This window comes from Mucilaginibacter sp. CAU 1740 (assembly GCF_039839285.1).
Taxonomy (GTDB): Bacteria; Bacteroidota; Bacteroidia; order Sphingobacteriales; family Sphingobacteriaceae; genus Mucilaginibacter.
This window is the reverse complement of sequence record NZ_JBDOQS010000015.1, coordinates 99,489-124,543: the sequence shown is the minus strand read 5'-3', so window position 1 is coordinate 124,543 and position 25,055 is coordinate 99,489. Positions and strand designations below refer to the sequence as shown.

Annotated in this window: 22 protein-coding genes and 1 tRNA gene; 9 read left to right on the top strand and 14 right to left on the bottom strand. The window is 43.8% G+C overall.

Features of this window, described 5'->3' with window-relative positions; translation table 11 throughout:
- The 4 genes from AAFN85_RS26640 to AAFN85_RS26625 form a co-directional block, all read right to left on the bottom strand.
- The gene (locus tag AAFN85_RS26640; protein WP_347530934.1) at positions 1–222 is read right to left on the bottom strand and encodes a hypothetical protein; all 222 of its coding nucleotides are present in this window, start codon (positions 220–222) and stop codon (positions 1–3) included.
- A gap of 105 nt (positions 223–327) precedes the next feature.
- Positions 328–1,083, bottom strand: coding sequence for a hypothetical protein (locus AAFN85_RS26635; RefSeq protein ID WP_347530933.1), 756 nt, complete (start codon positions 1,081–1,083; stop codon positions 328–330).
- Between the two features lie 587 nt (positions 1,084–1,670).
- On the bottom strand, positions 1,671–2,588 hold the full coding sequence (locus AAFN85_RS26630) for a helix-turn-helix domain-containing protein (RefSeq protein ID WP_347530932.1): 918 nt from the start codon (positions 2,586–2,588) through the stop codon (positions 1,671–1,673).
- Positions 2,589–2,679: 91 nt separating this feature from the next.
- The gene (locus tag AAFN85_RS26625) at positions 2,680–3,594 is read right to left on the bottom strand and encodes an NAD(P)H-binding protein (protein ID WP_347530931.1); all 915 of its coding nucleotides are present in this window, start codon (positions 3,592–3,594) and stop codon (positions 2,680–2,682) included.
- A gap of 191 nt (positions 3,595–3,785) precedes the next feature.
- Here AAFN85_RS26625 and AAFN85_RS26620 point away from each other — a divergent pair, with 191 nt between their 5' ends.
- Positions 3,786–4,526, top strand: coding sequence for an SDR family oxidoreductase (locus AAFN85_RS26620; protein ID WP_347530930.1), 741 nt, complete (start codon positions 3,786–3,788; stop codon positions 4,524–4,526).
- 223 nt (positions 4,527–4,749) lie between these two features.
- On the opposite strand, the gene AAFN85_RS26615 is transcribed toward AAFN85_RS26620, so the two are convergent.
- Positions 4,750–5,289 (bottom strand): hypothetical protein, encoded by a 540-nt coding sequence (locus AAFN85_RS26615; RefSeq protein ID WP_347530929.1) that lies wholly within the window; start codon positions 5,287–5,289, stop codon positions 4,750–4,752.
- Between the two features lie 639 nt (positions 5,290–5,928).
- Between AAFN85_RS26615 and AAFN85_RS26610 the strand changes: the two genes are divergently transcribed.
- Together AAFN85_RS26610 and AAFN85_RS26605 are read left to right on the top strand one after the other, a co-directional pair.
- Positions 5,929–6,249, top strand: a complete 321-nt coding sequence (locus tag AAFN85_RS26610; protein ID WP_347530928.1) for a DUF6799 domain-containing protein — start codon at positions 5,929–5,931, stop codon at positions 6,247–6,249.
- 71 nt (positions 6,250–6,320) lie between these two features.
- Positions 6,321–6,626 carry a helix-turn-helix transcriptional regulator gene (locus tag AAFN85_RS26605; RefSeq protein WP_347530927.1) on the top strand — a complete coding sequence of 102 codons (306 nt, stop codon included), beginning with the start codon at positions 6,321–6,323 and terminating at the stop codon, positions 6,624–6,626.
- A gap of 19 nt (positions 6,627–6,645) precedes the next feature.
- On the opposite strand, the gene AAFN85_RS26600 is transcribed toward AAFN85_RS26605, so the two are convergent.
- From AAFN85_RS26600 to istA, 3 genes are all read right to left on the bottom strand, one after another.
- Positions 6,646–7,878, bottom strand: a complete 1,233-nt coding sequence (locus AAFN85_RS26600) for an ATP-binding protein (protein WP_347530926.1) — start codon at positions 7,876–7,878, stop codon at positions 6,646–6,648.
- 85 nt (positions 7,879–7,963) lie between these two features.
- On the bottom strand, positions 7,964–8,710 hold the full coding sequence (gene istB, locus AAFN85_RS26595) for an IS21-like element helper ATPase IstB (protein WP_347530925.1): 747 nt from the start codon (positions 8,708–8,710) through the stop codon (positions 7,964–7,966).
- 17 nt (positions 8,711–8,727) lie between these two features.
- On the bottom strand, positions 8,728–10,260 hold the full coding sequence (gene istA / locus AAFN85_RS26590) for an IS21 family transposase (RefSeq protein WP_347530924.1): 1,533 nt from the start codon (positions 10,258–10,260) through the stop codon (positions 8,728–8,730).
- 272 nt (positions 10,261–10,532) lie between these two features.
- On the opposite strand from istA, the gene AAFN85_RS26585 reads away from it, so the two are divergent.
- Positions 10,533–10,937: a hypothetical protein gene (locus AAFN85_RS26585; RefSeq protein WP_347530923.1), complete on the top strand. Its 405-nt coding sequence runs from the start codon at positions 10,533–10,535 to the stop codon at positions 10,935–10,937.
- Between the two features lie 73 nt (positions 10,938–11,010).
- Here the strand turns inward: AAFN85_RS26585 and AAFN85_RS26580 are convergent, their stop codons facing one another.
- From AAFN85_RS26580 to AAFN85_RS26555, 6 genes are all read right to left on the bottom strand, one after another.
- Positions 11,011–11,547, bottom strand: coding sequence for an ORF6N domain-containing protein (locus AAFN85_RS26580; protein WP_347530921.1), 537 nt, complete (start codon positions 11,545–11,547; stop codon positions 11,011–11,013).
- 75 nt (positions 11,548–11,622) lie between these two features.
- A complete protein-coding gene (locus AAFN85_RS26575; RefSeq protein WP_347530919.1) occupies positions 11,623–12,834 on the bottom strand; it encodes a site-specific integrase in 1,212 nt (403 codons plus the stop codon).
- Between the two features lie 245 nt (positions 12,835–13,079).
- Positions 13,080–13,169, bottom strand: a tRNA-Ser gene (locus AAFN85_RS26570).
- A 235-nt stretch (positions 13,170–13,404) separates the two neighbouring features.
- On the bottom strand, positions 13,405–16,011 hold the full coding sequence (locus AAFN85_RS26565; protein WP_347530917.1) for a DUF5686 family protein: 2,607 nt from the start codon (positions 16,009–16,011) through the stop codon (positions 13,405–13,407).
- Positions 16,012–16,235: 224 nt separating this feature from the next.
- On the bottom strand, positions 16,236–17,471 hold the full coding sequence (locus AAFN85_RS26560) for a HAMP domain-containing sensor histidine kinase (RefSeq protein ID WP_347530916.1): 1,236 nt from the start codon (positions 17,469–17,471) through the stop codon (positions 16,236–16,238).
- The gene (locus AAFN85_RS26555) at positions 17,471–18,145 is read right to left on the bottom strand and encodes a response regulator transcription factor (RefSeq protein WP_347530915.1); all 675 of its coding nucleotides are present in this window, start codon (positions 18,143–18,145) and stop codon (positions 17,471–17,473) included. Before AAFN85_RS26555 ends, AAFN85_RS26560 begins: the two co-directional genes overlap by 1 nt.
- A gap of 126 nt (positions 18,146–18,271) precedes the next feature.
- Here AAFN85_RS26555 and AAFN85_RS26550 point away from each other — a divergent pair, with 126 nt between their 5' ends.
- The 5 genes from AAFN85_RS26550 (at position 18,272) to AAFN85_RS26530 (ending at position 24,995) form a co-directional block, all read left to right on the top strand.
- Positions 18,272–19,372: a DUF4856 domain-containing protein gene (locus AAFN85_RS26550; protein WP_347530914.1), complete on the top strand. Its 1,101-nt coding sequence runs from the start codon at positions 18,272–18,274 to the stop codon at positions 19,370–19,372.
- An 89-nt stretch (positions 19,373–19,461) separates the two neighbouring features.
- Positions 19,462–20,550 carry an imelysin family protein gene (locus AAFN85_RS26545; RefSeq protein ID WP_347530912.1) on the top strand — a complete coding sequence of 363 codons (1,089 nt, stop codon included), beginning with the start codon at positions 19,462–19,464 and terminating at the stop codon, positions 20,548–20,550.
- A 9-nt stretch (positions 20,551–20,559) separates the two neighbouring features.
- Positions 20,560–21,915 carry an HTTM domain-containing protein gene (locus tag AAFN85_RS26540; protein WP_347530910.1) on the top strand — a complete coding sequence of 452 codons (1,356 nt, stop codon included), beginning with the start codon at positions 20,560–20,562 and terminating at the stop codon, positions 21,913–21,915.
- Complete coding sequence (locus tag AAFN85_RS26535; RefSeq protein ID WP_347530908.1) at positions 21,912–24,332, top strand: TonB-dependent receptor; 2,421 nt, start codon at positions 21,912–21,914, stop codon at positions 24,330–24,332. Before AAFN85_RS26540 ends, AAFN85_RS26535 begins: the two co-directional genes overlap by 4 nt.
- Before the next feature lie 84 nt (positions 24,333–24,416).
- Entirely contained in the window at positions 24,417–24,995 is a 579-nt protein-coding gene (locus AAFN85_RS26530) for a Crp/Fnr family transcriptional regulator (RefSeq protein WP_347530906.1), read from the top strand.
- Positions 24,996–25,055: the final 60 nt, after the last annotated feature.

The window sequence follows — 25,055 nt, the reverse complement described above, 5'->3', positions numbered from 1 at the left end:
TCAATCCAGGATGACCTGCCACTGCTGGTCATCATTGAGCATATAGCCCAGGCCATCGCTCATCTCATGCACTTCTTTTTGATGCTTCGGATGCATAAGGGTATGCAGCTCGCGGACCGGCCCGCGGTATTCGCGGGTCAGGTGTTGGATCAGGGATGCCATGTTTGGCGCCACATCCTTCAACTGTTCACTTTCACCCTCTTTTACAAATGCACTGCTCATAATGATAAATGTTTAAAGACAAAAAAGCCCCGGTAAACGGGGCGGTTTCGGCTCGACGTAGTAAGCCTATAACAACCAAGCGCACAGGTGGTTTTAACGAATTCCTTACCAGAAGCCCTGTGCGTGGATCTGTCCCGCGAAACCCGCCTTGCGTAAGCTCCGGCGGAGGTCCGCGACCAGCCGGCTGTTTCCCGCCAGGCAAACCAGCGCTTGCCCGCTTGATTTCAGCAACGTCAACCGTTGAAATAAATTATCCTTGGTATACACCGGTGTCAGTGGCAGGGCGGGATAATGCTGCCGGAAATGATCCTGGTGCGCATGGTCTGGCATAAAGATCGCACCGCCGATCTGCTTGTCTGCGCCGGCAAGCTGCTGTAGTGCCAGGAAATGCCCCAATGCACTTTGGTCGCCGAAAAAGAACAAGTCCGGGTAAGCGGCTACGGGACAGCGGTGCGCTTCGATCCCCACATAAGGCAGGCTACCTGCTTTTTGCACTTGCTTGGCCCAGTTGCTGCCCGGCCCCTGGTGTCCGGCATCGATCATAAGCGTGCAGGTTTTGCTGGCCGCGTCCCAGCGGCAGATCGTGTAATCCCGGAAAATCAGTGGCGCGACGCGGCACTTCATATGCGCCGTCCCTTTGAATGCGCTAAAATCCGCGTCAGGCGCTTCCAGGTCGATCTCGTAAAAGTCACTACCCGGCCAGGCCCGTACGGCTCGCACCCAGGCGCTTTTCGTGATCCGGCCCTCGATCAAACCGATCGCTAGTTCTTTTATGCTCATGCTCTTAAAGACGAATGAGGCCGAAAAACATTTTAAATTAATTTGCTTGACCGATATGAAATTCACCACGGTCAGCTGCACTTAAGTGTTGTTAAAATTAACGGACAATATGGTTACAATTCAATGGTCCGACCGTCGAAGGCGAAAACCTTCTTCGATGACTTTATCCTCAAAAGGCATTACAATTACCTTTTATAGAGTTATAAAGCCGCAAAAACAAAAGCACAGGTGGTATGTATTTAATTACAGATCAGTGTTTATCTTCCAATAATTCCTGGATCAATGATCTGATTAAAATGCTTACTGATCGACGACAAATTGCTCGTTAACTTAAGTTTTCATTTAACAGTCATTAAGCGACATTTTAAGAAATACAGGAGAGGGGGAGTACCGAACTTCGCTTGTGAGAATCTGAAGTTTAAATAGTTAAATGACTTAACGCTTTTAACTCTACTAATTACGCAATTCAATATTTTCCCATTTCAAATGTCACTTAGTTTAAGGTCGTCGGATAATATAATTTTTTTGCAATTAAGATAGGGTAGGAGACTGTTCAGTCCAATCATAACAATATTGGGCACTGATTAAGTGTCTTGTATGTTATGTTGTAATTCGTTAGTATAAATCCAATTTCCAATAAAATATTAGGTTTCAGCTATGAATCCTGATCAGTTGGATTGAAATGATTGCCGGAATTCCATTGGGGAAAGTCCCGTCTTTGTTTTGAATAATTTACTGAACGATTGGGGATGTTCAAACCCAAGTTCATAGGCAATTTCGCTGACCGACAATTCCGACGTCGTTAACCGCTCTTTGGCCTTATCAAGCAGTTTTTCATGGATGTGCTGTTGTGCCGTTTGTCCCGTGAGCATTTTCAAGACGCTGCTTAAGTATTTGGGTGAGGTATTCAGGGATACGGCAATATCCTGTACAGAAGGCAGGCCTTTCGTCACCAGCAATTCGCTGTTAAAATAAGCGGTTAGCTTATTTTCCAGGTTGTCGAGAATTTGGTGATTGGATTTTTTACGGGTAAGAAATTGCCTGTTGTAGAAACGCTCTGAATAATTCAGCAGTGTTTCGATCTGGGAAATAATGATGTTCTGACTGTACCTGTCAATATTAGCATGGTACTCCTGTTTAATATTCTCAATGATGCCTTTCAGTATATCTTCTTCTTTTTTAGATACAAACAGCGCCTCGTGGGTGGTATAGCCAAAATAATCGTACTGTTTGATGGTTTTGGCAAGCGTCGTATTCCAAAAGAAATCCGGATGGATCATCAGCATCCAGCCCGAGCGTTCGCCTTTAACTTCAGGGTCTCTTTCAATACTGAAGACCTGGCCCGGCGCGATAAAAAACATGATCCCTTCATCAAAATCATATTCCTGCTGACCGTACCTGATTTTGCCGCCAATATTTCTTTTCAGGGAAATCGAATAAAAATCATAAACCCAGCTATTACCCTGATGGTCCTGGGTTAATCTCACATCCGCGAAATTGACCACGCTGATCAGCGGTTGTTCTGGCGGCGGCAAACTCCTGGTGCGGTGAAATTCACTGATCGTTTTAATTCTCTCAATGGGCATATCTCTTGAATTAGACAGAATGTTAAAAATGGTGAATAAAAAGGACTTGAACATCATTCCTTTTTATTCACCTATTACTTCTGTGATTTTTTTATTGTGGTTGTTGGTAAGCCGCGGCAAAGTCACGGGCAAAATCTGCCAGTTTTACTTTCCCCAATACCGGCTGATGTTTGTAGTAGTCCTCGTATAAATGACCGCTGCCCTGGCTTGCCTGCATTTCCACGAAGCCCCTGGCGATTTGCGGATTGAAACCGATTTTCAAATAAATGGCTAATTGTTCTTCGTCAGATATGACTTTCCATTTCAGGTCAGGAAGGCCAATTGCCTCACCCAATGCTTTTGCTACCTGGTTGGGTGATACTCCGTCACTAGCAATGTAGCGGACAGTTCTGTCTGCAAATGGTTTGTTCATTTCTTCAGCGATTACAGCTGCGATATCAGCCGGCGAAACCCATGGCTCAGATTGGTTCCCGGCATGATTATTTGAAATGATTTCACCGGTAGTTTTGATGCTATGCATAAAAGCGAACAAATTGGTGTAAAAACCGACCGGGCGCATAAATTTGATAGCTACATCATCGGGCAGTTGCCCTAAAATTTGTTCCACATTATGGTGAAAGACCAAAAATCCATTTCCTTGATCGGTATGTGCGCCTATGCTGCTCAGGTGTATCACCTTTTTGATCTTCGCGCGTTCTACAGCTGATTTGTAATTGTTGCCGATCACGCTGATCCCGCCGATAAAATCAATATTTGGGTCCATCATATCCCCGCCAACTGCATCCAGGGTTTCCATCAGATATACGATATCAGCCCCTTTAAAAGTGTCCGCTAAAAAATTAACATCGAACATGGAACCTACCGCTGCCTTTGCACCTAATGCTACGATTTCTTGTTCTCTTTCTTTTTTACTGGTAATTACAGTAACGTCATGCCCTTGCTTGGTCAATAACGTGGTAAGTGGTTTTCCTACATTACTTATTGAACCTGTTAATACGATCTTCATAATTTTAATTTTTTGTTACTGCAAAATTGTCGATATCCCAGCCAGGCGGGCTAACCGAATGGCTGATTATTGTAGCCAAAATTCAATCCGTTTGACTTTTACTTCGGCCAGATTGGCTACACATTTAACCATATCGGCTACATTCAACCCGTTTAGCTTCAGGATCTTTGTATCAAATCAAAAAGGATATCATGAACAACGGAATAGCAGGAAAAGTGATCGTTATTACAGGTGCCAGCAGTGGCATCGGGCAGGCTACAGCAGAATTACTGGCCGCCCGGGGTGCAAAAGTCGTACTTGCAGCCAGGCGGACCGAACGTTTGGAAACCATATCTGCTGAAATCAATCAAAGCGGAGGTATCGCAGAATTTGCCCAGGTGGATGTTACCAGCCGGAATGAAGTAAAAAATCTCGCCGATTTCGCTGTAAAAACGTTCGGTAGATTAGACGTAATGATCAATAACGCCGGTGTAGCGCAGTTGTACCCGATGGAAGATCTGGATGTGGACGGTTGGGAACAGATGATCGATGTTAACTTAAAAGGAACACTTTATGGCATTGCAGCCGCCTTACCCATATTCAAACAGCAGGGCTCCGGTCATATCATCAATATCATTTCTACGGCCGGAATCACCATTGTACCTCAAATGGGCGTATACGCAGGAACGAAAAACGCGGTTCGAACCATTGACGAAGCTTTGCGGCAGGAATCGGCGGGAAGCTGGCGCGTGACGGGTATTTCGCCCGGTTACGTTAAATCGGAATTTGTGAGCAATATCAAAAATGAGGCGCTGAGAAATGCCAATCAGCAAAAAGCAGATGAAATTTCCATCCCGGCGTCTGCCATTGCAGAGGCAGTAGCCTATGCTATTGCTCAACCGGATAATGTGGATATCGGTGATATTGTGATCCGACCAACTGTTCAGGGCTAATAGCTACCTTTGTGATGATGGAGAAAGCGACCAGGTTTAACAGTATCAGCGATTTGCTGCATCAGATCGGATTGCCCGGGCCTTCCCATCCGCTCATTGCGCTGGTTAATTATGACCAGACACCAATCAGGCTCGATGATGCCGGCAATTGGTTCGTGCTGGATTTTTATAAGATTACCTTTAAACGAAATTTCAACGGAAGTGTAAGGTACGGTTTTGGCAGCTACGAGCTCGCGAACTGGTATAGTCGATTTTTATACTTATCTTGTTTAAGAGAATGGCCGTTAATGATATCGTTAGTTGCCGGGAAAATACAATCTGTGATATATTCAAAAGTTCGTCTGCAGGTGGCCATTACTTGGGCAAGTTGCTCGGTCGTTTCACTTGAGTTGTAGGTATTGAGCATTGCCCACAATTTGTCTCCAAGGTTTGGAGCTGTATCGATAAGTTTGGACAGGATGTTATCTATAACCGTGCCGAGCATAATACCTGCTCGGTCTTTCCATTCTGCAAGCCGCCGCGCTGTCTCGAAATTGTGGTTTGCATCAAAAACTGAGTAACGCATTTCTGTAAACTCATTTTCTATCTTTTGAAAACCCAATCCTGAAAGGTCAAGCAAAGTAGTATCAGGCATTTGCTCTTCACTCGCGTAAAGCTGATAAAGTACGCGGTTTAAAATTCTAAACTTTGGTCCGATCCTTTCTCCGTACCAAATCCAATGATAAGGATCTGCTTCGTTGATTTCATGGAAAGCCAATTCCATATTGTGTCGTCGAGATCAGTTACAACGAAATTTACACGCTTTTCCATTAGAATTTATAGTTAATGGTAAAGGTAATGATTGAAAGTAATGTATTTTAAAAATCATTAAATCTACGGTTCAATCGAAAATGGGTTTGATCCACCAAATCCTCGTTAATCCTCATGTAAAGCCGCTAAACGTTTCAAGTCATCTAAAAATTGGTTCGTGTGGATATCGGGTTTGATTACTATTTTAGGCAAGTTGTCAACAAATTCGACAACTTTTTTTACGATCGCTCAGAGAACTTATCGGCAATCCTCAGAATATCGGCCGTGCACGGGCGTAAATGATGATCGAAGAGCAAATATTCTTTGAACGAATTTATCATCATTTACATTTTGTTGTGGCGCTTTACCCCGCAAATTCTTATTGCAAGCTGTTCAGTCTTGATTTCTCCAGAAAGCGTGCCATTGCATAAAACGCAGACACCTATTTTATTTACTTTCAAGTTACGCATGATAGCATTTTTTATCGCTTTTTTAAACTATCAGTTATAATTTAAAATAATTGATTTGCAGTGAATTATCCTGAATAGGAGTGTTGATTTTGTGAACATTTCTCACGGATTCCGGTTGTGTTAAAAACTGTAAATCAAAAATTTTGAAAAAGTTATTGATGGCATTGATGGCCCTGCTGTTCAGCGCAGGTGTCATGGCCCAGACGCACATGAAAATGAAGGACGGGGTGATGATGAAAGATGGGAAAATGATGGTCATGCAGGATGGCAAAAGCATGATGATGGAAAAGGATATGACGATGTCCAACGGTACGATGGTGACCACGGGGGGCATGGTCAAAATGAAAGACGGTAAAAGCATGATGCTTAAAAACGGCCAGTGTGTCAACATGGACGGCACGATTGAGAAGCCGCTGAAGATGAAACACAAAAAAATGATGAAGGATACCAGCATGAAGATGTAGGGATCCGGGTAAATGAGATGCGGGGTTAAGGCCCCGCTTTTAATATTGATGTGTGGGGAAGAAAAGGGGCTATGGGTTTCCATCTAAAACCGATGATCTGTCTTTTCCGTTTATTGTATACAGGTCAGCAGAAATCTATGGTCAGCGAAAAAGACGTTGCATTACGTATCCGGACGATCCGGGAGTCCAAAAATTATAGCCATTATTATGTGGCTTATAAGCTCAATATATCTCAAAATACATTTAGTAAAATTGAGCTGGGGAATGTTAAACTCACAGTAGACCGCTTTTTACAGATCGCAAAGGTACTGGATGTTTCGCCGGCTGAACTGCTGCTGTTCCGGGAGCTGCCGGAATTGGCAGAGGCTGTTTTATGACAGCCTGCCACATACGTGGTTATTCCGTCACCGGGATGGCGAAATAGAAGGTGGAACCTTTTTGCAGCTCACTTGCTACCCAGATCCTGCCATGGTGCCTCCTGACGATCTCTGCACAGAGGTAAAGGCCGATGCCGAAGCCGGCGATCTCCCGCATGCTGCGGTTTTCTACGCGGTAATACCGGTCAAATATTTTTTCCGCATCATTAGGGGCTATACCCTGGCCTTCATCGCTTACGCTGACCTGGGAGTTGCCTTCCTTATAGACGCAGGCTACCTGGACGGTTGTACCGGCAGGGGAATATTTCAGGGCATTGCTGAGAAAATTGGTGATGACCTGGCCGATCTTGTCGCGGTCGCCGTTGACCCAGGTGGTCTGGACGGGGTGGAAGATAATGTGATGGCTGCTGTTGGCAGCTACGGTTTCTTCCTCGATCTCCCTGACGAGATCTTTCATGTCGAAACGAACAGAATCAATGTGTATCTTGCCGGACTCGAGCCGGGATACATTCAGGAATCCGTTGATCATCGTGGTCATTTTCCGGACCTGGTTCATGGCTTTTTCGATGATCGTCCCGGAGGGACTTTGATCGCCTTTCCTGGCTTTCAAATCCAGCATTTGGATAAAGCCGCTTAAAGAAGTCAGGGGCGTCTTCAGTTCATGGCTGACCATGGCAATAAAGTCGTTTTTCCGCAATTCATCTTCTTTTTGCTCGGTGATATCGAACAGGGTGCCTGAAAAATGGCCCATCGGTGAACCTTCTGAGGTATAAAGCTTGCCGGTCGCCTTAACCCAGCGCTTTTTACCGTCATGATGGCTGATGATGGTGTACTCCTCGTCATAGTCCGCACCTTTTTCAAAGACGTCTTTTACGGCCTGTACGATGCGGTCACGGTGTTCCGGGCTGATCTGGGCAACTGCGGCCTCGTAAGACATTTCTTCATCCGGGCGGTAACCGAAGATTTCCTTCAAACGTTCCGAGGAGGTCATGATCTTGTTTTCGCCGTCAATGCGGAAGGTGCCGAGCTTGGCCTGGGATATGGCGATGTGCTGCTGTTCCCGGATCTGTTCGATCTCGTGGAGGGATCCCCGGAGTTCCTCCTGCACGGTTTCCAGTTTCTCACGGGCGACGATTTGTTCCGTGATCTCGGTTTTGGTGCCGAACCAGTTGGTGATCTCGCCCTGCTCATTGCGCGACGGAACAGCCCTTGTGTATATTATGGAGATGTTGACCACCCTGTTTCGGGCCAAATTGACCCAGGGGTTAGCTGACTTTTGGGTTGCAGCAAATGCTATAAAAGCACGTACAAAAATAGTTATTTAAAAGGTAATTTCATTAATGGCTGTTTTCCGGTTCTACGTTACGTTTTCTTCTCATAGATTCTCCCTTTAGCTCGATGCGATGTGCATCATGAACGATCCGGTCGAGGATAGCATCAGCAATCGTTTTTTCACCGATCACTTCAAACCATTTACTGACTGGTAGCTGCGAAGTGATGATCAGCGAGGTCTTTCCGTGCCTGTCTTCAATGATCTCCATTAGTGCCGCCCTGCTTTGTGCATCAAATGGCTGGATACCAAAGTCGTCGAGTATGAGCAGTTGCTGGCGTTCGATCTTAGCCAGCTCTTTCATGTAGGAGCCATCCGCCTTGGCCATCTTCAGTTTAGCGAACAGTTTGGGCGTACTGGTATACAATACCCTGTAGCCCAATACACAGGCCTGGTAACCCACAGCAGAAGCAATATAGCTTTTACCGATGCCGGTACTCCCGGTGATCAGCACGTTCTCGAAGCGATCAACAAACGTACAATCCGCCAGGCGCATGATCTGGTTGCGGTCGATACTTCGATCGGCATGGTAGTGAACGTCCTCTATAGCGGCTTTATAGCGGAACCTGGCATAAAGGATCGTGCGTTCGATGCGCCTGTTCTGGCGGTCGTCCCATTCTGCATCTACCAGGTGGGCCAGCAGTTCATCTGCCGTGTAATCGTTTGTTTTACCGGTTTCCATGCTGCTTTTAAAGGCATGGAACATGCCGAAGAACTTCATCTTCCGCAGTTTCTCTAAGGTACTTGTGTTCATGTTATTGTTGTTAATGGTTATTTGTAATAGTCTTTTCCCCGGATATTACCATGGTCAGGCATGGGCAGCTCATCGGCAAATATGCTTTCCTCATAGTTGTCCATCTTGTTTTCCAATATGGTTTGTATCGTTTTATAGCTATAAAGGCCGTAACTGAGCCCCCGCTGACAGGCTATTATTAACCGGTCGTTCCCTGCTTTTTTTGCAAAGCCAAGTATCCCCAGGCAGGATTTGTAAGCCTGCTCGGGGTGTTGTTTACGTTCCAGTATCTGATGGATATATAGCCTGACATCCTCATGGATGGAGGTCGCCCAATTGAGGAACATGTCTGGCGTCCAGTCACTTTTAAAGCGGTGAGCGCTGGCCATGTGTTCTTTGTCGGTCGTATAACCGTAGGGGTTCTTTTCGCGCGGGTGTAAAGCGATACGCTCATAATTGTAGTAGATCTCTACAATGGTGCGGGAGTATAACAGCTTGACCTTTTTGCCAATAAAGCGGTAAGGCACGCTGTAGTAGTGTTTATCAGGGCCGAGATTGACATGGCCGTTCTTGATCACCCTGGCATAGAAGTGCTTTTTGAACTGGTAACGCAATACAGGCAGCGGTGCCAGGGTCTGGCGCTCTATCTCTTCAAACTGTAGTATCCTGCTATAATTGCGGCCTTTGAGCAACTGGCTGTTATGGACTTCCAGAGCCTGCCAGATCGCCGTATTGAGTTCTGTTAAAGAATGGTAGACTTGCTTGTTTAAAGGGGCGTATACCTTGGTATAAATGATCTTAACGGCACCTTCTACCAATGCCTTGTCGCGAGGGCGGTACGCCCGAGCTGGTAGTATGGTTGTGCCGTAATGATCGGCAAAGTCCTCAAACGTTTCGTTGAGTGTAGGTTCATAGCGACTGCTTTTGGTTACAGCAGCCTTCAGGTTATCCGGCACAATGGCGGCGGGAACGCCGCCAATAAAGTGCAGCGTATTCTCGCAGGCTGCAATAAAGTCTTCCTTTTGCTGGCTCATAACAGCCTCTACATAGGTGAGCTGGCTGGCCCCAAGGATTGCTACAAAGACTTCTACTTCAATGACTTCACCGGTTTCCTTGTCCGTGTACCTCATCTTTTCACCCGCAAAATCGACGTACAGCTTGTCCCCGGCCTTGTGATCCATGTGCATGGTCGGATTGACCTTGGTCTTCCACTGGTTGTAATACGTGCAAAATTGGGTGTACTTATAGCCATCAGGAAACTCCTTGATATAGGCTTCCCACAAGATCTGCCGGTTCATACCAGTCTTTTTAAGCTCTTTATCGACGTGTGGAAAGCAGCGCAGCATGGATTGCATACGGCTGCTTGGCTGGTTGTTTTCCCTGGTCTTGCCGAAAAGGTCTTCCAGTTCCTTATCATTCAGGTTATTAACTTCTTCAAAGGTAAAGCCGCTTTTCTTAAGGACGGCCAGGTACTTTCTTACGGTATTCCGGGATGAATCAATCTGGGCAGCTATAAATCGCGTACTGCGACCCTGGCTGTTCATCCTTAAAATCTTTCTAATCTTACTCATGCTGATTGTCAAATTGGCCATCTTAGAACGGGTCTTTTGCCCTCAAAAGATGGTTGCTTTTACAGCATTTGCTACGCGTTTTGGTGGGTCAGTTTGCCCCGAAATGCCCTGGTCAGTTTGCCCCGAAACAGTGGGTCAGCTTGCGCCGAAATAGTGTGGTCTCATTCATCATAATCTCCAATTGTACGATTGAATTAAACCAGATCAGGATTCATTTTACGACACTATGGTCGAAAATATCGAAATACAAAGCCCGGTATATAGAACGTGGCATGATGGATTTCCGGGTAATCAGGGATGAGGGGATACGGTTGTCAGTTGAAAAATATAACCAGATGCATTCGGATTCCATGGCCTTTCTTAATACTGCTTTAGGAATCGGCAAAGGCGATCAGAAGATACTTGTTAAAAACATCGTTGTTTCGCATCACGTGCCTACATTTCAGCATTATCCCAAGCAATATTTGGACAGCGTTTTAAATGAAGCTTTTGCAACTGATCTGGATGCTTTTATTGAGGCAAGCGGTGTTGACTATTGGATATATGGCCATCATCACGATGGAACTCCTGAGTTCTGCATCGGAAAAACTAAACTGGTAACTAATCAGCTTGGATATGTACATCAGGACGAACACAGAAGTTTTGATAGCCGAAAATTGATAGCATTAAATGTATAGGATGAATGAATACCGGCATAGATTTCCATGCCGGTATTCTTCGAAAAGATAAGGTAGTACCAATTTCTGTCGGTTAGAAACTATCTGTATCCGGCATGTAGCCAATTTTTTTTCTCTCCATTGCTTGCGACTTTTTCTCAATAAGTTCATCCAGATATCCAAATACCAACTCAAGACTTTTGTCCTGCCTGACCAACTTACTTTTGATTTGTTCAAATTCTAACCGGAGCTCTGTATTATCAAGATATATGTTTCTTATCCGGTTGAATATCCGCATAACCTGAATGTTGACCTGGATAGCCTGTTTGCTGTTTAACACGCTCGAAAGCATCAATACGCCATGCTCCGTAAAAACATAGGGAAGTTTTCGCCTGCCTCCACGTTTTGATGTCGCAAATTGCGACATCAAACTTTCAAATTCGGATTCATTCAATCTAAACATAAAATCATCCGGGAACCTGTCGATGTTTCTGGTCACCTGTTCGTTTAGACGCCGTGTTTCTACACCATAAAGCTCCGCGAGGTCGCTGTCCAGCATTACTTTCTGATCCCTGATATAGTAGATTTTAGTCATGATGATATCGTCTGATACTGATTTTGTATTGTCCATGTATGTGTTGGTTATAAATCTGATAATCAACCATAGAGCCATAATTGGTTCTATGGTTATCGAATAGCTTGTATTTTAATAAATCTGCCTTAGCTTAGACATATCCTGGGCGACTTTCATATCAAGGATTTTCGCGTAGTGCTGGGTTGTTTTGATGTTCGTATGACCGAGCATTTTAGATACGCTTTCGATAGAAACGCCATTTGCAAGCGTTACGGTTGTTGCAAAGGTATGGCGTGCAATATGGTAGGTTAGTTCTTTATTGATGCTACAGGCATCAGCTATTTCCTTCAGATAGCTATTCATCTTTTGATTGCTCAACACAGGAAGCAATAAGCCATCATTTACGCATTGTGGATGCTCTTCATATTTTGCCATCAATTCCATTGCCTGGGGAAGTAAAGGAATTCGGGAAGAAGTATCTGTTTTCTGGCGACTTGTATAAACCCATTTCTGTCCGTCGATTCCGGTTACGATTTCTGAACGTTTTAACTTCTTCACATCCGCATAAGCTAAGCCTGTGTAGCAACTGAAAAGAAAAATATCCCTTACCTGTGATACCCGGTCGCTGACAAGTTTCTTATTTGCCATCACCTCCAGTTCTTCAGCGTTTAAGAAATCTCTTTTAACCTCTTTAACTTTCGGCTTGTATTTGACAAATGGATCTTTTTCAAGCCAGCCGTTGGCAATACAGATCAGAATGATCTTCTTAAAGTTTTTTAGGTACTTAACGGTTGAGTTATTGTTGCAACTCCTTTCCGAACGTAGATAAAAATCATAGGCCATAATAAACTCATGATCAATCGCCCGGATGTCAATATCTGATGAATTAAATTTCCATTGCAAAAACGCCTGTGTGTGTTTCAGGCTTGTTTCGTACCGGTCAAGCGTCCCCTTTGCATATTCTTTGCCAATAAGCGCTGCAACCTGACGGTTATGTTCCTGGAATATTGGCACCAGCATTTTTCCGGGCGAGGGTTTTCCGCCGAGGAGCCTGTCTTTTAAGTTGGAAGCAGTAATTAGTAATTTATGCTCTATCATATCTCGGTGAACATCGTATACCTGGTGTTCTAATGTTTTCAGGTAGGCATTGATGCTTTTTGTATCCTCATTGTTCCCGGTTAACTTCTGGCCGTTTGTATTCCATTTGTCGGGATTAACATAGCGTTTAGAGGAGACTTCGATGCGCACGCCATCGATAGTGATACGCAGGTAAACGGGGGCGAGGCCTTCGGCATTTGTTTTTGATCTCTTTACGTAAAAGAGGAGGTTAAAAGATTTGTTCATCGCTGAAGCTTTTAAGTGAATAAAATTAGTTACATATCCTCCTGTAATCAAGATGTTTAAATATTAAACAGGCTCAATAACAGTGACTTATAAGCGTTCCGGTGACCTGCAAAAATACCTTAAAAAAGGTCACCGGCAGGTCACTGGGGCAAAGCGATTCATTGGTTTAATTTGGTATGGGCTAAAAACAGAAAACGCCGTAAATGGTTTATTTACAGCGCTTTTGATCCTAATTGAATAATACTTGGCGGAGAGTTAGGGATTCGAACCCCAGGAACCTTTCACAGTTCAACAGTTTTCAAGACTGCCGCAATCGACCACTCTGCCAACTCTCCGGGGACAAAAGTACAAATCCGGGGCGGATTGCCAAATTTGATTTTAAGATTTTAATGCCATGCGCATATTTATAGCACGTAAGCTTTTATTGCTCAAACTGTTAGTAATGTAATTTTTTTTAATATTTTTTTCAAAGGCACTCAAATGAGGCTGTTTTATAGCTAAAAAATGCAAACTGAACCAAAAATCATGGTACTGAAATTTCTTGTTTGATGCTTACTTTTTCAATTTTATCTATAAATGCGGACGGAAACCAAGTTTGATTCCATATGGCGAAGCACCCGGATGGTCAAGATAGTTGAACCGCTTGATCACATCTATCCTCAAAAATTTAAAGATGTTGCCGATGCCAACACCTCCTTCAACATAAGGGGCATTGCCCAAAGCAAAAGTGCCGCTTGATCCGTTCACACCTACCGGGAAAAGGTACAGGTTTTTTGAAAGTGCCGGGTTATTTTCATTGCGGATACCGCCGTACAATACTTTGAATGATAAAAACTCACGCCATTTTAATTTCCTGATAAGCGGAATCTTATTTAAAATAAAACCATTAAGCGCCTGGGTGTAGTTAATGCCAACATAATGATCGGCCACAAACTCCAGGTAATTCATTTTGTTATAGGCGTCCTCATCGTAAGCTATTGATTGGTTGGCATTTAAAATACTAAGCAACGGGAACGGTACTTTGCCGGTTGTTAAATTACCGATCAGCGTAATATCGGCATAGCCTAACTGCGAGAAATAGAATCGCTTGTAAATATTGGCATCTATCTTATTGTAAGTGTATGAGCTGTTAAGCACATCTTTAAACGCATGGGTCAATTTTAAATTAAGAATGGGAAACCTGCTCTTGATAGTATGGCGTTCCTGGGTACCTTGTAATATCTGTTCGTGTGGAGCGTACCGCATGTTTAATTCAACCTCGCTGGTGGTTAAGTTACGGATCAGGGCAGCATTGTCATTGTTCGATTTGAACTGTAAAAAAGCAGCCGGTTGCTGGTTCCAGCTACGGAGGGCTACGTTGAACGAAAAATGATTTTCAAAATCCCTGGCGTAGGCTATTGTATAGGTTTTGTTATACAGCCAATAATCAGTTTTACCGGTGCTGAACGATGTAAGCGCCGCTTGCTCCGGGATAACGGCCATGCTCCGGCCTGGCAAATCGGCGTCGTAACGGTAGCTAACCTCGAAATAATCGCGTGGGTATTTAAATGGTGATACTTTGTTTAATGAGATGTAGGTATTGAGATTGTATTTTAACTGTTTATCTCTCAAACCGTAACCAATATGATCATCAAGGTAAATAATTTTACTTAAGCCGGGTGTTGTCCGGCCACCTATTTGAAAGCGGGACCCTTCCTGGCTATCATGGGCATAGGTAGAACCGAGTGGCCCTAACTGTACCGGTCCCCAGTTGGCATAACCGCCTGTAAGCGTTGAGGCTATCCATGTATCGCGCTTAAAGGCGGGCAGTTTCTCCAATTTTGTGATATGAGCATAAACGGTGGCTTGTTGATGGGTCAACGTATCCGGACGGTTATGTGCCCAATAGCTGGTATCGTTTTGTTTGGGGTTTTCAAGTACCTGCTGGTCTTTGCCGTCGTAGAAAGTATCGGGTTGGGGCGCGTTTTGTTTGTAGTTGGTAAACACCGCCGTTCGGTCGCCAAATATGCCGATGCCTTTATCTTTAAGGAAACCAAAATCGGCCTGTACATTACTTTTCGCCAGGAAGTAGCGGCCCGAATCACGTTTAAAATCCTGCCGTATTTTAAGGCTGCGCATAAAGTTGATGTTGATCTCCTTGTTTACGTTCAGCTCGCAGGCTTTAACGGCGTAATTACCATCCATGGTAACATACAGCTTACCTTCAAACAATATATCGCCGGTGGCGCGTGGAGTAAAGCTTATCTCAATCAGTTTTTCGGGCGCGGTTTTAATGGTATCGGTGATAAAAAACTTATAATAGTTTGGCGCGTGATCTGCAATCGGGCTTAGAAACTGCCGATTGATAATAAAGATGTTGTTGGTATAAATATCAACGTTGTTACCATATAAGCGGTTTAGATACACCTCAAGACCGGCAGTATCGATAAACTTTAGGATATTAGTTTGTTTTTGGGCGTTAATGATCTGGATAGATTTAGAGGGGTCTTTACGGTAGTAATTTTTCGAAAGCTTCTCGCTAAATAATGCGGGTAATGATACCTGTGTTTTACCGCTTATTTTTGAGGTGCTATCCAGCATAAATTTATACTTGGCGAAGAAGCGCCCGTTCGTAAATTTTTCCGATAGGTTGAAAAACGAAAGCGCTATCCGCTCGTACAGGTCATATTGCAGGTAATTTGACGCTTGCATCCGGTTTTGATCTTTATGATCAATAACCTGTTGAATAAGCTCAACCGCGGGATTATCCTTATTGCGGTACCGTTTCTTTTTAGCCGATGTTACTTTAACTTCTTTTAGCTGCGTTTCTGCGTATCTCAGCTTTAAAGATACAGCATTGGTCTGTCCCGGATTTATTTTACGGTGCTCAGGCATGTAGCCCATTGATGAAAACGTAACTTCGCTAAACAAGCCAGGTGCACTCAACGTGTAATTTCCATCATTATCGGTACTGGTACTGATAGAACTTCCCTGGAAACCAACGCGAATAAATGGGAGTGGAGCGCCAGATGAAGCATCAGTAACGCGACCGCTTACCTTCGTGGTTTTATCTGTAGCAGCGCTGTTTTGTTCCTGCCCCGCCACATTTAGCGAAAGCAAAACCAGGTATAAAAAAGCAAGTTTTTTAAGTTTATGAAAGCCACGGAATGATATACTATTCCGAATGACTGTAGTCAAGAAGGTAGAGTGATCCCAGAAAATAAATGCCAACTGAATAAATAATTATTGATGAAAAAATATAGCAGGTATTTATACAGTCATTCAATTATATTATCGTGTTTCTATTTTGTCCTAATTTACCACATAAATCTGTATTAAGCCTGTTGTTTTAGCATATTTTAACAAAACGCTCTGTTTCAATTAGTTTCAGGTAAACGCTTGCCGATGCAGTTTTGTTGCTTTTAACGGGTGAAATTTATGCTGAAAATATGTACGCCCGATTCATAGCTGTAAGTGATGCCCCACTGATGCAGATCGCAGATCTTTTTTACGATAGATAGACCCAGGCCAACGCCCGATTTCCGCGGATCGCCTTTTGTAAAGCGGTTAAATATATCAGATTGTGCGAAGGGGAGCGGAGGTCCCTCGTTACGAAAATCAATCATTTTGTTATTAAGCGTGATAAGCAACGCGGACCCTTCAGTGGCGTATTTGAGCTGGTTAGAAAGCAGGTTGGATAGTAAAATATCAACAAGGTGCGGACTGGCATCAACCACACAATCAGTAATATTGGTATGTAATTGCAGATCCCGACTGGTAAACAATTCTTCCAACTGCTGTACCTGGTTGGTTAGCAATGCCGAAAGCGATACCTGCTGCACATCCGGAAATTGAGTGCCTGACAGCCTGGCCAATAACAACAGCCCTTTATTTACTTTAGTAAGGCGTGCAAGCGCATCTCGGGCTTCTTGCAGGTATCTTGTGTTCTCGGGATTAAGATCCATCTGCCCCAAATTTTCCAACCTCGAACGGATAATACTGATAGGTGTTTGCAATTCGTGCGATGAGTTTTCTGTAAACTCCTGCAAGCCCTGGTACTCGTTTTGCGCCCGTAAGGCAAAATCCATCAACACGTTATTCAGCTCTTCAAACTCTTTTGTTTGGGTATTAACCAAAACCAGTTCCTCTTTTGAAGAGAGCGCGTGTTTTTTTAACGAAGCGAGGTTAGTGATAAAGGGCTGCCATATTTTACGGCTGATAAAGAAATTGACTGTAACACCTGTTGTTAATAACAAAACCCCTAATATCAAAAATACAAGGCCTATGGTTTTAAAGTATTCTTCCCAGCCAATATAGGTTGTCATTACGGTGATCACATAATATTCCCCCTTTATTTGTTTGGTAGTACTGAAGGCGTAATAATCTTCAACTTGCTTTTGATAGTGATCATAAATGAGGGTATCCCTAAAATGCCCGGGGCGTACGGATGTTGTTTTTTCTATGGTAGTTAAGGGATAACGGATTGTATTTCCCTGTTTTAGCTCGGACGAGATCATCTCTACCTGCAAATCAAGCTGCTCGCGGATCTCGTCGGAGATATCATTTTTAAGGATCAGAAATAGCAGTCCGCCAAAAACTATGAGCAATACAAGGCTCGCGTAAAAATAATACAGGCTGGTTTTAACAAGCAGTTTCATTAGCAGGTAAAACGGTAACCAAGGCCGTAAACAGTTTTAATATAATCCTTTCCGCTGGCCTGGGTTAACTTTTTACGCAGGTTCATTAAATGCACATATACGGTATCGAAATTATCGGCCTGGTCAAAATAATCGCCCCAGATATGTTCGGCTATAGAGGGCTTGCTTACCACACGTTCCTTATTTACAAGGAAGTAAAGCAGTAGTTGGTATTCTTTTTTTGTGAGGCTGATCTCTTTGCCCCTAAAGAACAGTAGTTTAGACTGCGGATCTACCGTAAAATCATCAAACACTATCTGCCTGTTCCCTTTCAACATTTTACGGCGGTATAGCGCATGCAACCTCGCGTTCAACTCCTCTACATAAAAAGGTTTAGCGAGATAATCATCAGCGCCGAGGTTAAGCCCCTCTAATTTATCGTTGAGCGAGTTTTTTGCCGATACGATCATAATGCCCGTTTCCTCATTTTGCCGAGATACGCAGGGGATGAGGTTCATGCCCGATCCATCAGGCAGACCGATATCGATCACAACCACATCGTAATTGTATGATTCAATTTTTTCGGACGCGGCAGAAAACGTTGGGGCAGATTCGCACAGGAAACCCTGTGATGAAAAGTAACCTAACATCTCGTCGGCCAAAACTGGCTCATCTTCAACAAATAAAACTTTCATGGGTGCTTGCAGGCTTTTTTCATGAAAAATCAATTCTTTAAAATTTCTTTAGAATCGACTTAGACTTTTGCTGCAAGTATAAGTTTTATTTAGACTTAGTACAAATAAATACTATCTATTAATCAAATGATGATGAAAAGAAATTTCCTTTATTCAACGATCCTTGTAGCCGGAGTAGCTATGGTAAGTTCTTGCTCGAAAGAGAAAAACACCACTCCCGAAACTATTAAACCTTACACCGTACCTACCACGTACGATTTTACCGGTGCAGATTATACCACATCTACACAACGCGTAAAAATGGGTGTTGAATTAAACTCCTACCTTGGTTCGGCCAATAATGCTACCATCACTGCTACAAAAGCAGGCGACTATTTTAACAACACTAACGCGCCTTTTACTGATGCTACCTTAAATACATCGGGTATTACCCTGGCTTCAAAAACTGCCGACGCGACTGTATTTACAGGCTATTTTACTGAGCAAGCTAACAACAGCACTAAAAACACTGTTACAGCAACTAACGGTTCGGCAGGTATTGTGGTTAGCGGTACAACCAAAAGGTTGGTTAGCGCTACAGGCCTTGAATACAACCAGGCAGTTGCTAAAGGTATGATGGGCGCTTTGTTTTTTAAAGAAGCCGTTAATATCCTTAACGCTGTACCTAATGATGATAACACTACTGTAACTAACGGTACTACAGCTATGCAACGCCACTGGGACGAAGCTTTTGGTTACCTGAGCGTTCCTAAAAACTACGATACTACTAAAGTTTATACCGCTGCCGATCTTGATCGCCCATTGTTATGGGGTGGCTACCTGGCCGAGCGAGGTAAAGGCATCCAGGCTGGCGGCGTTATTTTCGGCGCGTTTTTGAAAGGCCGTGCTGCTATAGGTGCTAAAGATTATACCGTGGTTAAAGAGCAGATCGCTATCATCCAGGATAAATGGGAGCAATTGGCTGCCGCTGCCGCTTTGGAGTATGTAACTATCCCAACCCGTTCGGTTAACGTTGGTAACCTGGCAACCCAGTTCCACGCGTTATCTGAAGGTTTTGGTTTCATTTCGTGCTTCAAATACCGCGCAACACGCAGCAAACTATCTGCTGCCGATTTCCAGACCCTGCAATCTATCATCGGTACAAATTTTTATACGCTTATCAACGAAACCAATTTTACCAAACTGGTTCAGGCGCAAACTATATTAAAAGCAACCTATAAGCTTTAAGCAAATCATTTATATAAATACTTAATTGTAAGCTCCCTGTGGTTGAAAATACCGCAGGGGGCTTATATCATTTTAAAAATCAGCACAAAATGATATCAACAAAAAAAGGACTCGGTGCATTGGTTATTGTAACGGCAATAGGCTTAGTAATTGCCTGCTCAAAAAAATCAGGTTCGGGCGATACACAGCCAACCGTGAACGGTTTTGATAAAGGGGCTATGCTTAGCAACTACGCCAATAATTTAATTATCCCAGCTTACACCGGCCTGCAACAACAGATCGACGCGCTTGAAACTGGCGTAAACGACTTCCTGAACAGTCCATCTGCCACGACACAACAAGCGCTCTTGCCTGTTTTTAAAACGGCTTACCTGCAATTTGAAAAAGTAAGTGTAGATCAATTTGGTCCTGCCGAGAGGGTATTGTTCAACAATTTCCTGAATACTTTCCCTACCGATAACGCGGTGATTGATGGCAATATTAATCGTGGCACTTATGATCTCAGCATAAATTCTGCCATAAATCAACAAGGCTTCCCAGCTTTAGATTACCTGTTGTTTTCTGCTAATGCTGTTTCAAAAGCAACAGCTACCAACAGTGCCAACTATAAAAAATACGTGCGGGACGTAGTTGCGAGAATGAAAACTCTTACCGCATCGGTATTAAATAGCTGGAAAACCACTTACAGGGCCGAGTTTACCGGCAATACCAAATCCGACGCGGGCAGCCCGATCGCTTTCATGATCAACCAGTTTGCCTTCGAGATGGATCAAATGAAAGGCCCTCGTATTGGCTGGCCATATGGCAAACAATCGGGCGGTACGCAATACCCGCAAAATACCGAGGGGTATGAGGCCGGGATATCAGTAGCGCTGGCAGTTGAAAATTTAACCAATTTGAAGGCCATGTTTAATAGCGGGGGGAGTGGCAAAGGTATGTCTGATTACTTGATAGCGTTGAATAAGCAGCAGTTAAGCACAGATGTATTGAAGCAATTTGATGTGGCCATTAATAGCTTAAAAGCGATTCCTGATCCGCTTTCAAGTGCCCTGTTCAATAATAAAACACAAGTGGATGCCGCTTACCGCGAAATACAAATATTGTTAACGCTGATAAAAACAGACGTAGCATCAGCAACAGGTGTAAGGATCACTTACCAGGATACCGACGGGGATTAAACATTGGCAATGAATATTTCGGCGTTTTTTAAGGCGAAAGCTAAGCATCTTCAGCAACCTGTATCAGCGGCACCGCTCGCCACATTCAGGGTGCTTTTTGGGTTGATGATGCTTGCGGGTACCATAAGGTTTTGGCTCAACGGCTGGATCGACGACCTGTACGTAAAACCCGGCTTTTATTTTAGCTATATGGGCTTTGAGTGGGTACGCCCGCTCGGTAACACTGGGATGCATTTGCTTTTTGGGGTGATGCTGTTGGCAACAGTATTGGTTGCAATCGGCCTGTTTTACCGGGTGGCTATTGTGGTATTCTTTTTATCGTTTACCTATATCGAACTGATAGACGTTACCAACTATCTTAATCATTATTACTTTATAAGCCTGGTAGCTTTTTTAATGATCTGGCTACCTGCGGCCGGTATGTTTTCTGTTGATGCCAGGCTTAAGCCCAAACAGAAAGTACCATATGTGCCGCTTTGGATGGTTGGCATTATCCGCCTACAACTGGGTGTGGTGTACTTTTTTGCCGGTTTGGCCAAGCTCAATGTCGACTGGATGCTGGATGCTATCCCCATGAAGATCTGGTTGCCCGCCAAAAGCCATTTACCTATTGTAGGCGAGTTGATGTATAAAGACTGGGTTGCCTACTTTTTTAGCTGGTTTGGTGCAGTTTATGATCTGTTCATTGTCTTTTTTATGGCCAACCATCGCAGCCGGCCATGGGCATTCATTGTGGTGATCGGATTTCATGTGTGTACAGCTATCTTTTTTCCATCCATCGGCATGTTCCCTTATGTGATGATGTTGAGCAGCCTCGTGTTTTTTAGCTCGGTGACTCATCAAAAGGTTATCGATTTTATAGCAGGGAACAAGGCTGATACTTTAACAAGCCATGATTATAAAGCGAATGCGAGTAGCGGTTTGAAGTGGATGTTCATGGCCTATTTAGTGTTACAGGTAATTGTGCCTTTACGTTTCCTGGCCTATCCGGATAGTTTATTCTGGAACGAAGAAGGCTACCGCTTTTCCTGGCGGGTAATGCTGATGGAAAAATCGGGCAATACATTTTTCTATGTAAAAGAGCCATCTACCGGAAAAACCTTCGAGGTAAATAACAGTGAGTTCCTAACCCCGTTGCAGGATAAAATGATGAGTACCCAACCCGATATGATATTGCGTTACGCGCATTACCTGGCCTCGGTTTATCAAAAGCGGGGCATCAAGCAACCGGCAGTGTATGCCGATTGTTATGTGACGCTTAACGGCAGGCGTTCGCGCCAGTTTATTGATACAACAGTTAACCTGGCTTCGCAGCCGCTTAGCTGGCAACATTATAACTGGGTTTTACCCTATAATTTAAAATGAAGAATAAAAAAAGCTATCTATTGGCTGTTTTGCTAAACTTATTTGGCCTGGCCGTATCTGCCCAAACCGGTAACATAAGCGGCAATATCGCTTTTGATAATAATTTAGTGGCTGGTGCAACGGTAAGCTTAATGCCTCAAAACAGCAAAGCAATAAGTGATGAAAAAGGCCACTTTCAGTTTAGTAATCTGAAGCCCGGCAAATATGAAATAATTATAAGTTTTTTAACCGCCAAAACTTACAGGCAGCATGTTAACTTAACTACGCAGGATATTATCCTCCATATAAAACTCGAGGCTGCCGATGCAAACCTACTGGATGAGGTAAGCATTAATGATATAAGCTCAACCCATGCCTCGGGCAATTTAAAGCAGGTAGAGGGTACGGCTATATACGCAGGAAAGAAAACCGAAGTAGTAAACATAACTAAACTTAATGCTAACCTAGCTACCAATAACACAAGGCAGATCTACAGCCGGGTAGCTGGTATCAATATTATTGAGTATGATGGGGGAGGCCTGCAACTGGGTATTGGTGGCCGTGGCTTAAACCCGAGCCGGGTATCCAACTTTAATACCCGCCAAAATGGTTACGATATCAGTGCAGATGCGCTTGGGTATCCCGAAAGCTACTACACACCATCGGCCGAGGCATTGGAGCGGATCGAGATCATTCGTGGTGCGGCGAGTTTGCAGTACGGAACGCAGTTTGGTGGCTTGATCAATTTTCTGATGAAGAAGGGGCCTGCCAATAAGCCTTTCGAGATCACGAGCAGGCAAACCGGCGGATCGTTCGGCTTTTTTAATTCGTTTAACAGCATTGGTGGTACGCATAAAAAGTTGAACTACTATGCCTATTATCAGTATAAAAAAGGTGATGGCTGGCGGCCAAACAGTCATTTTGATCAGCACGGCACTTACGTGCATCTCGATTACCAGTTAACCAATAAACTGAAGATAACCGGCGAGTACACTTATATGGATTACCTGGCTAAATTGCCTGGCGGTTTAACAGATGCCGATTTTGTCATCGATCCATCTATTTCGGTAAGGTCGCGAAACTGGTTTAAAGTTAATTGGAACCTGGGTGCCCTTACCCTCGATTACCAATTGAATGATAATACAAAAATTAACTGGCGTATCTATACCTTACACGCCAGCCGTAAAGCATTGGGCATCCTGAGCTATATTGATCGCCCTGATCCCGGAGGCGCGCGTGACCTTTTAGATGATACCTATAAAAACTACGGATCGGAATTGCGCTTGCTGCATCAATATCAATTGAGTAATAAACAAACCAGTACCTTTTTAGCTGGTGTGCGTGTTTATAAAGGCCTTACGCTGCGTAACCAGGGCAATGCCAATGACGGCAGCGGTCCGGATTTTAAATATACGGGCGATTTTCCGAGCAGCTCAAGCTACCGTTTCCCGGGAACTAATGTGGCGTTGTTTACCGAGAATATTTTTCAGCTAACAGATAAATGGAGCGTAACACCTGGCGCGAGGTTTGAATTTATCTCAACTAAGGCAGATGGCTACTATACCACGAGGTCAAGCCCATATCCAGATTTTTACTACATCCAACATCCCGAAAAAAAACAGAACAACCGCTCGTTTATGTTTTTTGGTGTAGGTACTTCGTATAAACCTGTGACTGGCATTGAGTTGTATGCCAATATCTCGCAGAACTATCGCAGTGTAAATTTTAACGATATTAGGGTGCTTAATCCAAACGCCCGGGTCGATTCGACCCTGAAGGATGAAAAAGGTTATACCATTGATGGTGGTATCCGTGGCAATTTAGGCCGTTGGATGCGTTATGACCTCAGTTTGTTTTATTTAAAATATAACAGCCGTATAGGATCGGTAAACGTAAAAAGTCCCGATGGTTTGGAAACCTACCGTTTACGCAAAAATATAGGTGATAGCCGCAACATAGGCTTTGAAAGTTTAATTGAGGCAGATATTTTAAAAGCGATCTCGCCAGGGACAAGCAAATATAAGTTAAACATCTACACCAATCTTGCGCTGATAGACGCCCGTTACATCAGCAGCGAGGATGCATCGGTTAAAAAAGATAACCTGGTGGAGTTTGTTCCGCCGGTGTTGTTCCGCACCGGGATCTCGTTCGGTAATAAGCAGTTTGATATCTCGTACCAGTTTTCGCAGGTAGGCAAGCAATATTCTGATGCTACCAATGCCGAATTTTCGCCAAGGGCGGTTGACGGCGTTGTTCCTGCCTACAAGGTAATGGATTTAAGCGCGAGTTATAACTGGCGTTGGATCACCCTGTTGGGTAGTATCAATAACCTGGCGAATAAGAGATACTTTACCCGCCGTGCCGATGGTTACCCCGGACCGGGTATTTTACCTTCCGATCCGCGGGGGTATTACCTAACGCTTCAGCTTAAATATTGATGATCAAAGCCCGCCATTGTTATTATTGGCGGGCTTTTTCATTATGGGGTTTAATGATTAGTTTTGGATTTTAGCTCCCTGTTTATGTTTGAATTGCTAATTCAAAGTATTAAAAACCATATCGAACTAACCGATGCCGAAGCCGACCAGATATGCGCGGCCATGCAGGTTAAAAAGACCCGCAAAAACCAACTGTTAATTGAACCTCCAGATTATTGTAACAGCGAGAATTTTATAGTAAAGGGATGTTTGAGGTTATATTTTCTTGACCCTGAGGGTGTGGAACATACCCTGGCCTTTGCTGCCGAAGGCTGGTGGATAACCGATCTCGGAAGCTTTTTTACCGGCGAACCTGCCAAGTATCATCTGGAAGCCCTGGAAGACGGCGAGATTCTGGTATTGCGAAAGGACAAGTTAGATGAGTTATTTGAAACCATCCCCGCGCTCAATATCTATTTCCGTAAATTGTATCAAAACTCCATTGTCGCGCTCAACGAGCGCTTGCTCAACGTGATCAGCACCACAGCCGATGAGCGTTATATCCGGTTTATTAAAAAATACCCGGCACTTGAAAACAGGTTGCCGCAATACCTTATAGCATCCTATTTGGGCGTTACCCCCGAGTTTTTAAGCAAGATCAAAGCCCGCATTGCAAAGCGCTGAAATCTTGTACTTGTTTAAGATTATTTCATAAACTACTTCATGAAAAGGGTTTGAACTGCC

Bases quoted from the DNA above. Each gene is read 5' to 3' on its own strand.
- AAFN85_RS26605 (WP_347530927.1), top strand. From the start codon at position 6,321: ATGGGTTTCCATCTAAAACCGATGATCTGTCTTTTCCGTTTATTGTAT.
- AAFN85_RS26560 (WP_347530916.1), bottom strand. From the start codon at position 17,471: ATGAAACTGCTTGTTAAAACCAGCCTGTATTATTTTTACGCGAGCCTT.
- istB (WP_347530925.1), bottom strand. From the start codon at position 8,710: ATGAACACAAGTACCTTAGAGAAACTGCGGAAGATGAAGTTCTTCGGC.
- AAFN85_RS26640 (WP_347530934.1), bottom strand. From the start codon at position 222: ATGAGCAGTGCATTTGTAAAAGAGGGTGAAAGTGAACAGTTGAAGGAT.
- AAFN85_RS26620 (WP_347530930.1), top strand. From the start codon at position 3,786: ATGAACAACGGAATAGCAGGAAAAGTGATCGTTATTACAGGTGCCAGC.
- AAFN85_RS26580 (WP_347530921.1), bottom strand. From the start codon at position 11,547: ATGGACAATACAAAATCAGTATCAGACGATATCATCATGACTAAAATC.
- AAFN85_RS26550 (WP_347530914.1), top strand. From the start codon at position 18,272: ATGATGATGAAAAGAAATTTCCTTTATTCAACGATCCTTGTAGCCGGA.
- AAFN85_RS26625 (WP_347530931.1), bottom strand. From the start codon at position 3,594: ATGAAGATCGTATTAACAGGTTCAATAAGTAATGTAGGAAAACCACTT.
- AAFN85_RS26535 (WP_347530908.1), top strand. From the start codon at position 21,912: ATGAAGAATAAAAAAAGCTATCTATTGGCTGTTTTGCTAAACTTATTT.
- AAFN85_RS26555 (WP_347530915.1), bottom strand. From the start codon at position 18,145: ATGAAAGTTTTATTTGTTGAAGATGAGCCAGTTTTGGCCGACGAGATG.
- AAFN85_RS26540 (WP_347530910.1), top strand. From the start codon at position 20,560: ATGAATATTTCGGCGTTTTTTAAGGCGAAAGCTAAGCATCTTCAGCAA.
- istA (WP_347530924.1), bottom strand. From the start codon at position 10,260: ATGAGTAAGATTAGAAAGATTTTAAGGATGAACAGCCAGGGTCGCAGT.
- AAFN85_RS26545 (WP_347530912.1), top strand. From the start codon at position 19,462: ATGATATCAACAAAAAAAGGACTCGGTGCATTGGTTATTGTAACGGCA.
- AAFN85_RS26630 (WP_347530932.1), bottom strand. From the start codon at position 2,588: ATGCCCATTGAGAGAATTAAAACGATCAGTGAATTTCACCGCACCAGG.
- AAFN85_RS26615 (WP_347530929.1), bottom strand. From the start codon at position 5,289: ATGGAATTGGCTTTCCATGAAATCAACGAAGCAGATCCTTATCATTGG.
- AAFN85_RS26530 (WP_347530906.1), top strand. From the start codon at position 24,417: ATGTTTGAATTGCTAATTCAAAGTATTAAAAACCATATCGAACTAACC.
- AAFN85_RS26585 (WP_347530923.1), top strand. From the start codon at position 10,533: ATGATGGATTTCCGGGTAATCAGGGATGAGGGGATACGGTTGTCAGTT.
- AAFN85_RS26575 (WP_347530919.1), bottom strand. From the start codon at position 12,834: ATGAACAAATCTTTTAACCTCCTCTTTTACGTAAAGAGATCAAAAACA.